Origin of the sequence: Aeromonas sp. 604176 (assembly GCF_049170755.1) — a bacterium.
Classification (GTDB): Bacteria; Pseudomonadota; Gammaproteobacteria; order Enterobacterales; family Aeromonadaceae; genus Aeromonas; species Aeromonas veronii_A.
In genome coordinates, this window is the sequence record NZ_JAAKNE010000158.1 from 1 (window position 1) to 7,387 (window position 7,387).

Here is a 7,387-nt window from a genome sequence, read left to right on the forward strand (position 1 = left end):
GAGGGCTTGACCTGGATCTCGGCCTGCACGCCGGAGGATTTCTCCATGGCGCTGACCGAGAGCAGACCATCCGCATCCACCTGGAAGGTGACGCGAATATGGGCGGCGCCGGCTGCCATCGGCGGAATACCGGTCAGGGTAAAGCGGGCCAGGGAGCGGCAATCGGCCACCAACTCGCGTTCACCCTGTACCACGTGAATGGCCATGGCGGTCTGACCATCCTTGAAGGTGGTGAACTCCTGGGCGCGGGCAACCGGAATGGTCGTGTTGCGCGGGATCACCTTCTCGGCGAGGCCACCCATGGTCTCCAGACCCAGCGACAAGGGGATAACGTCTAGAAGCAGCATCTCGGCATCGGGCTTGTTGCCCACCAGAATATCGGCCTGGATGGCGGCGCCAATGGCGACCACCTTGTCCGGATCGATGCTGGTCAGCGGCGCACGCTGGAAGAAATCGCCCACCAGTTCACGCACCAGCGGCACTCGGGTGGAACCACCGACCATCACCACTTCCAGCACTTCCACCTGCTCGAGACCCGCATCGCGCAGGGCGCGGCGACAAGCCAGCAAGGTCCGTTTCACCAGCGGGGTGATGAGCTCATCAAACTGGCTGCGGCTCACTGATCCCTGCCAGCCCGCAAAGGTGCACGCCACCTGCTCGGCATCGGTCAGACCGTGTTTGACGGCAGCGGCCACATCCAGCAGCTCGCGCTGCAGATGGGCATCCAGCTCGCCGGAGAGGCCCGCTTGCTCCTTGATCCAGTCCGCCAGCAGATGATCGAAGTCATCGCCGCCAAGGGCAGAATCGCCGCCGGTCGCCATCACTTCAAACACACCGCGATGCAGACGCAGGATGGAGATATCGAAGGTCCCCCCCCCAAGATCGTAAACCGCGATCACCCCTTCCTGACCGGAGTCAAGGCCATAGGCAATCGCGGCCGCGGTCGGCTCGTTGAGCAGCCGCAGCACGTGCAGACCGGCCAGACGGGCCGCATCCTTGGTGCCCTGACGCTGGGCATCATCGAAATAGGCGGGCACGGTAATGACCACGCCATCGAGATCGCCCCCGAGTGTCTGGGCGCCACGCTCGGCCAGCTTTTTGAGAATTTCGGCCGAGACCTGTACCGGATTGACCAGCCCCTGACGGGTTTGCAGTTGCGGCATGCCATTGTCGGCAGCGATGAACTGGTAGGGCTGCTGGCGGGTATCGATATCGGCCAGCGCCTTGCCCATCATCCGTTTGACCGAGACGATGGTGTTGTGAGGATCGAGTGCCGCTTCGCGCTTGGCATCAATTCCGACCCGAATGGTGTCGCTTTGATAGTGCACCACTGACGGAAGCAGGTCGCGCCCTTGCTCATCGCAAAGGGTATCGGCGTGACCACTGCGAACCGCAGCGACGAGAGAGTTGGTGGTGCCGAGATCGATGCCGACGGCACGTTTGTGCTGATGAGGAACAGCGCTCTGGCCGGGTTCGGCGATTTGCAGTAATGCCATGGGTAATGAAACTTCCAGCGTTAAAGGATCAAGACTCGAGAAGCGAGTCTTCGAATCGTTCCAGCTCTTCGAGGAGCTTGTCGACAAACTTGAGTTTGCGAACGCAATCAGCGGCAACGAGATCTCTGCCGGCGGCAAGAGACTCGGTCAGCTGCTGCATCAACATCTGGTGATCATGCCTGATCTCGCTGCGAAAATCCTTGATGGCGCGCTCAGGGTCGGCGTCATCTTTCAGCTCGGCCAGACGCTCGCGCCACTCCAGCTGCTGCATCAGAAACGCGGTATCTTGCAGAGTCTGCTGTTCACCACGGATATCGGTGCCACGCAGGGAGAGCAGATATTCGGCACGGCGCAGCGGCGCCTTGAGGGTGGTGAATGCTTCGTTGATCTGGGCGGCACGTTGCACCGCAGCCAGCTGCTCCCGTTCGGGGGCGGTGGCAAAACGATCAGGATGGAATTGGGTTTGCAGCTGGCGGTAGGTATCAGCCAACTGACGGGTATCGAGCTCGAAGCCTTCAACCAGCCCAAACAGCTCGAAATGATTCATGCAAACCTCTTGGAAACGTTCGCCACTACCTCACTCGCCCCTGGCAAATGAGATGTGGTTGAACGGGTCATGGACAACCCGCTCAACCACAGACGAAGGATCATTGACGTCAAACATCTCAGACACTGAAGCTTTCGCCGCAACCACACTCGCCTTTGGCGTTGGGATTGTTGAACTGGAAGCCCTCGTTGAGGCCCTCCTTGACGAAATCCAGCTCGGTGCCATCCAGATGGATCAGGCTCTTGGCATCAACAATAATCTTGACGCCCTGCTGCTCGAACACCTGATCCTCATCGGTCAGTTCATCAACGAACTCAAGCACGTAGGCAAGACCGGAGCAGCCGGTGGTTTTGACGCCGAGGCGCAGGCCAATGCCCTTGCCCCGGTTAGCCAGAAAAGAGGAAACCCGTGCCGCGGCGGCATCTGTCATGGTAATAGCCATACTGCTCTCCGGCGCTTAGAGACCTTTCTTCTGCTTGTAATCGGCGATGGCGGCCTTGATAGCGTCCTCAGCCAGAATGGAGCAGTGGATCTTCACCGGTGGCAGGGCCAGCTCTTCAGCGATATCTGTGTTCTTGATGCCAGCCGCTTCGTCCAGGGTCTTGCCCTTGACCCATTCGGTCACCAGGGAGCTGGAGGCGATGGCAGAACCGCAACCGTAGGTCTTGAACTTGGCATCTTCGATGATGCCTTCGTCGCTGATCTTCAGTTGCAGCTTCATCACGTCACCACAGGCGGGCGCACCGACCATGCCGGTTGCAACGCTGGGATCATTCTTGTCGAAACCACCGACGTTGCGAGGATTCTCGTAGTGGTCGATTACTTTTTCACTGTAAGCCATATCTCACTCCTGCTAATTCTGTTGCTCACTGACCCGGTGGATCAGTGATGAGCCCATTCGACCGTGTTCAGATCGACGCCGTCTTTGTACATCTCCCACAGTGGGGACATCTCGCGCAGACGACCGATGGAGTCACGAATAAGCTTGACCGCGTAGTCAATCTCTTCCTCGGTGGTGAAGCGACCCATACTGAAACGGATGGAGCTGTGTGCCAGCTCGTCGTTCAGACCCAGTGCGCGCAGCACATAGGAGGGTTCCAGGCTGGCGGAGGTACAGGCCGAACCGGAAGAGACCGCCAAATCTTTCAGCGCCATGATGAGGGATTCCCCTTCCACATAGGCAAAGCTGACGTTGAGGTTGCCCGGAACACGTTGCTCCAGATCGCCATTGATGTAGACGGCTTCAATATCCTTGATGCCATTCCACAGACGCTGGCGCAGAGCCAAGATGCGCTCGCCTTCACTCACCATCTCTTCTTTGGCGATGCGGAAAGCTTCGCCCATCCCGACGATCTGGTGGGTCGGCAGAGTACCGGAACGCATGCCGCGCTCGTGGCCGCCACCGTGCATCTGGGCTTCCAGACGAACGCGGGGTTTGCGGCGAACAAACAGTGCACCGATCCCTTTCGGACCATACACCTTGTGCGCAGAGACGGAGAGCAGATCCACTTTCAGTGCTTCCACATCTACCGGGATCTTGCCCACACTCTGAACGGCATCCACGTGCAGCAGGATCTTGCGGGAACGGCACAACTCGCCGATGGCGGCAATGTTCTGAACCACGCCGATTTCGTTGTTCACATGCATGATGCTGACCAGGATGGTGTCATCACGCATGGCATTCTCAATCATCTCGATAGTGAACAGGCCGTTGGGCATCGGCTCAAGATAGGTCACCTCGAACCCTTCACGCTCCAGCTGGCGACAGGTATCGAGCACCGCCTTGTGTTCGGTCTTGGAAGTGATGATGTGCTTGCCCTTGCTGGCATAGAAGTGGGCAACACCCTTGATGGCCAGGTTATTGGATTCGGTCGCACCGGAAGTGAAGACGATCTCGCGGGGATCGGCGCCGATCAGATCTGCCACTTGATTACGGGCCAGATCCACCGCCTCTTCGGCTTGCCAGCCAAAGCGGTGAGAACGGGAAGCCGGATTGCCGAACAGGCCATCCATGGTGAGACACTGCATCATTTTTTCTGCGACACGCGGGTCCACCGGACAGGTTGCCGAATAATCAAGGTAAATAGGCAGTTTCATGTTTTTCTCCGTCACAGTCCGGGTCATACAGAGTCCCGCTGTGGAAAGCACGTTTATAGTTGGACTTTCAAGCTCACATCGCCGTGTTCTGCCCGATCAACCAGGGACAACACGGTCTTCATTTGTTCATCTTGCTTGCCGGCAATGCGGCGCACATCGGCCTGGCGTACCAGCTCAGCCAGGGTGATATCCCCGAGGAAGCTGGAGATCCGCTCACTCAGGTCGCGCCACAGGGAGTGAGTCAGGCACTGGGTACCGCCGTGGCAACCGCCCTTGCCGAGACACTTGGTGGCATCGACCGACTCATCGACCGCGGTGATCACCTGACCAACCGAAATCTCGCCTGGGGCCAACCCGAGGCGATAACCACCGCCCGGGCCACGCACGCTGCTCACCAGACCATGTTTGCGCAGGCGGGCAAAGAGCTGCTCGAGATAGGACAACGAGATGCCCTGGCGCTCGGAAATATCGGCAAGGGGGACGGGCCCCTGCTCTGCATGCAGCGCCACGTCGAGCATGGCGGTTACAGCGTAACGTCCTTTTGAAGTCAGTCTCATGTGCCTTACCGTCTTGCGAAGCAATTTAATGGGGCACATGGTCACATACCCGACCAAAACAGTCAAGTATATGGTTGAGTAAATCAGTCGGATTAATCCGGTACGCGCGCTTTCTGTACCGAGGTCAGAATCCCGCGCAGAATGTTGAGCTCTGCCGCTTCCGGCCGAGCCCGATTGAACAGGCGACGCAGCTTGCTCATCACATGACCCGGATGGTCATCGGCAATAAAACCGGTCTTCATCAGGGTTTGTTCCAGGTGCTGATAAAACCCTTCCAGCTGGGCGGCACTCGGATAGGCCATCTCATCTTCAGGCTCGGCGGCCTGCCCCTGCAGCCAGCGCATCCGCACTTCGTAACAGAGGGTCTGCACCGCCATGGCCAGATTGAGAGAGCTGTAATCAGGATTGGCCGGAATGGCCACGTGGTAGTGGCACTTTTGCAATTCGTCGTTGGTGAGACCGGTGCGCTCACGACCAAACACCAGCGCGACCGGGTGCTGCATCCCCTCAACCACCGACTTTTCGCCGGCCTCACGGGGATCGAGCATGGGCCAGCTCAGGGTTCGAGAGCGGGCGCTGGTGCCAATCACCAAACCACAATCGGCGATCGCGTCGTCCAGAGTCGGGACGATACGGGCATTGGCAAGCACATCGCTGGCACCAGCCGCCAGGGCGAAGGCATTGTCATCCGGCAAGGCTTGCGGATCAACCAATACCAGCTGGGTCAACCCCATGGTCTTCATGGCGCGTGCCGCAGACCCCATGTTGCCGGTATGAGAGGTGTTTACCAAAACGATACGAATCTGATCCAACATGCCCAGTCAATCTTCAGTCAAAAATGGCGCGCAATTGTAACATAAGAGAACACAATGTTGGCACCGTAAAAGCCGAGCCATTTCAGAACAAAACCACCCGTTTGTATAACAAACCAGCATGAGGGAAGTGAGAGGGGGGGACTAAACTTGATGGATATCCGATAAACGGCACAGGAGACACCACGCCATGCTTCCTCCCTTTATCTATGAGAGATTGCCCAGCCTCTACCTGCTGGCAGCCATTGCCATTATTACGTTGAGTGAACAGCCCCTGCTCTGGTTTGCAGGCGCCTTGCTGTTTATCGCCGGAGCGGTGACCTGGATGATGCGCTCCAGCTACCGACGTACCGATCTGATTATCTTTCCGAGCAAACGCTGGCTACAGCCGGAGTGGTTATATGAAGCGCTGCCCTTCATCTGGCTGGCTGCGGGGCTGGCCATGTCACAGCTGCCCGCCCCTGCGGCACTCATCGCCTTGGTGCCCTGTCTGTGGGCCTGTCGCTGCCTCTGGGCACGGCACCATTATCGTCGCCATGCCCATGGGGTGATTGTCCACTTAAGACGGGATCCCGCCCGGCGCCGTCTGCACCGGAGCCTGCGTTGACTCGGTGCGGGCGCGTTCGATAAACGTCGCCAGATCCATCAGGGGATACTTCATCAGGCTTGGCAAGCCATCGAGATCCAGACTGTCCATCAAGTTTTTCACCTCAAGGCCCAGTTCGGTATCCCCTTCTATCTTCAGCTTGCGCTGGAAAAAGAGCGAATCCGGATCCTCTTTGCGACCAGCGATGAGGATCAGGTCGTTGGCGGTACCGCTGAAGCAGACATCGGCCTTGTCACACTCGCGAGCCACCACCAGCTGGCCATTCTGCTCACTGATAAACCAGCACAGCTCCAGATCAGAGACTTCGACTTTCAGCCACTTGTCTGCCAGAAACTCGAAATCGCCATCTTCGATAGCCTCTTTGAATACCCGGGCCAGCAAACTCTCCATCAGCTGCTTTTGCAGATTGAAGGGAACCAGCTTGAGGGGATGGCGCAAGAAGCGCGGAGCCTGTTCGACCAGGCGACGTTGCAGTTGTTGAAACACGATAGACTCCCTTTTTTGCGCATTCAAACACAGGGAGAGTGGCAAGATCCTGTTGGAAATCAAACTTGTGCAGGGTTACCTCAAGAAGGGTAAAGCCACACAAAGCTGCCTCAGGTCAAAAAGCGGGAGTGCATGGCTGCATACAATCAGGGCTCGTTTGCCCTTCATATGCACTCTCGGAGCGTACCAATGGAATTACTCTGTCCGGCAGGCAGTTTGCCGGCACTGAAAACCGCCGTGGATAACGGGGCCGATGCCGTTTATATCGGTTTCAAGGATGACACCAATGCCCGCCACTTTGCCGGTCTCAACTTTACCGACAGCAAACTGGAGAAGGCGGTGGATTATGTGCATCAACATGGTCGCAAGCTGCATATTGCCATCAATACCTTTGCCCATCCCGGGGCCGATGCGCGATGGAAACAGTCGGTTGATCGCGGGGTAGCCCTTGGCGCCGATGCATTAATCATCGCCGACCTCGCCGTGCTGGAATATGCCAGCCGCCACTACCCCGAGATGGAACTCCATGTCTCGGTGCAGGCCAGCGCCACCAATGCCGCCGCCATTCGTTTCTATCAGCAGCAATTCAATGTCACACGGGTGGTGCTGCCCCGGGTGCTCTCCATGCATCAGGTCAAGCAGCTGGCCCACGAGACCGATGTTGGCCTTGAGGTATTCGCCTTTGGCAGCCTCTGCATCATGGCCGAGGGGCGCTGCTATCTCTCCTCCTACATGACTGGCGAGAGCCCCAACACCGTCGGCGCCTGCTCACCGGCCAAGTTCGT

Annotated in this window: 10 protein-coding genes; 2 read left to right on the forward strand and 8 right to left on the reverse strand. The window is 58.0% G+C overall.

Annotated elements, in window-relative coordinates:
• The 7 genes from hscA to trmJ all read right to left on the reverse strand — a co-directional run.
• Positions 1–1,496 (reverse strand): Fe-S protein assembly chaperone HscA (hscA, locus tag G5358_RS19380; RefSeq protein ID WP_421324733.1); only part of this gene is annotated, 1,496 nt, incomplete at its 3' end.
• A gap of 28 nt (positions 1,497–1,524) precedes the next feature.
• Positions 1,525–2,043: a co-chaperone HscB gene (hscB, locus tag G5358_RS19385; protein ID WP_323912117.1), complete on the reverse strand. Its 519-nt coding sequence runs from the start codon at positions 2,041–2,043 to the stop codon at positions 1,525–1,527.
• A gap of 118 nt (positions 2,044–2,161) precedes the next feature.
• A complete protein-coding gene (gene iscA, locus G5358_RS19390) occupies positions 2,162–2,485 on the reverse strand; it encodes an iron-sulfur cluster assembly protein IscA (RefSeq protein ID WP_005333812.1) in 324 nt (107 codons plus the stop codon).
• Between the two features lie 15 nt (positions 2,486–2,500).
• Positions 2,501–2,884: a Fe-S cluster assembly scaffold IscU gene (iscU, locus tag G5358_RS19395; RefSeq protein WP_005333813.1), complete on the reverse strand. Its 384-nt coding sequence runs from the start codon at positions 2,882–2,884 to the stop codon at positions 2,501–2,503.
• Between the two features lie 41 nt (positions 2,885–2,925).
• Entirely contained in the window at positions 2,926–4,140 is a 1,215-nt protein-coding gene (locus tag G5358_RS19400; protein ID WP_013723838.1) for an IscS subfamily cysteine desulfurase, read from the reverse strand.
• 53 nt (positions 4,141–4,193) lie between these two features.
• Positions 4,194–4,697 (reverse strand): Fe-S cluster assembly transcriptional regulator IscR, encoded by a 504-nt coding sequence (iscR, locus tag G5358_RS19405; RefSeq protein WP_026035025.1) that lies wholly within the window; start codon positions 4,695–4,697, stop codon positions 4,194–4,196.
• 92 nt (positions 4,698–4,789) lie between these two features.
• The gene (gene trmJ / locus G5358_RS19410) at positions 4,790–5,512 is read right to left on the reverse strand and encodes a tRNA (cytosine(32)/uridine(32)-2'-O)-methyltransferase TrmJ (protein ID WP_005359790.1); all 723 of its coding nucleotides are present in this window, start codon (positions 5,510–5,512) and stop codon (positions 4,790–4,792) included.
• A gap of 187 nt (positions 5,513–5,699) precedes the next feature.
• On the opposite strand from trmJ, the gene G5358_RS19415 reads away from it, so the two are divergent.
• Positions 5,700–6,116, forward strand: coding sequence for a hypothetical protein (locus G5358_RS19415; RefSeq protein WP_199416033.1), 417 nt, complete (start codon positions 5,700–5,702; stop codon positions 6,114–6,116).
• Here the strand turns inward: G5358_RS19415 and ubiT are convergent.
• Positions 6,069–6,602 carry a ubiquinone anaerobic biosynthesis accessory factor UbiT gene (gene ubiT, locus G5358_RS19420; RefSeq protein ID WP_005351022.1) on the reverse strand — a complete coding sequence of 178 codons (534 nt, stop codon included), beginning with the start codon at positions 6,600–6,602 and terminating at the stop codon, positions 6,069–6,071. The genes G5358_RS19415 and ubiT overlap by 48 nt on opposite strands.
• Positions 6,603–6,791: 189 nt before the next feature.
• Between ubiT and G5358_RS19425 the strand changes: the two genes are divergently transcribed.
• The coding region (locus tag G5358_RS19425) for a peptidase U32 family protein (RefSeq protein WP_421324734.1) at positions 6,792–7,387 on the forward strand (596 nt) is incomplete at its 3' end.

Excerpts from the sequence above, each read along its gene's own strand:
- iscA (WP_005333812.1), bottom strand. The coding sequence starts at position 2,485 with ATGGCTATTACCATGACAGATGCCGCCGCGGCACGGGTTTCCTCTTTT.
- iscU (WP_005333813.1), bottom strand. The coding sequence starts at position 2,884 with ATGGCTTACAGTGAAAAAGTAATCGACCACTACGAGAATCCTCGCAAC.
- G5358_RS19400 (WP_013723838.1), bottom strand. The coding sequence starts at position 4,140 with ATGAAACTGCCTATTTACCTTGATTATTCGGCAACCTGTCCGGTGGAC.
- G5358_RS19415 (WP_199416033.1), top strand. The coding sequence starts at position 5,700 with ATGCTTCCTCCCTTTATCTATGAGAGATTGCCCAGCCTCTACCTGCTG.
- trmJ (WP_005359790.1), bottom strand. The coding sequence starts at position 5,512 with ATGTTGGATCAGATTCGTATCGTTTTGGTAAACACCTCTCATACCGGC.
- iscR (WP_026035025.1), bottom strand. The coding sequence starts at position 4,697 with ATGAGACTGACTTCAAAAGGACGTTACGCTGTAACCGCCATGCTCGAC.
- hscB (WP_323912117.1), bottom strand. The coding sequence starts at position 2,043 with ATGAATCATTTCGAGCTGTTTGGGCTGGTTGAAGGCTTCGAGCTCGAT.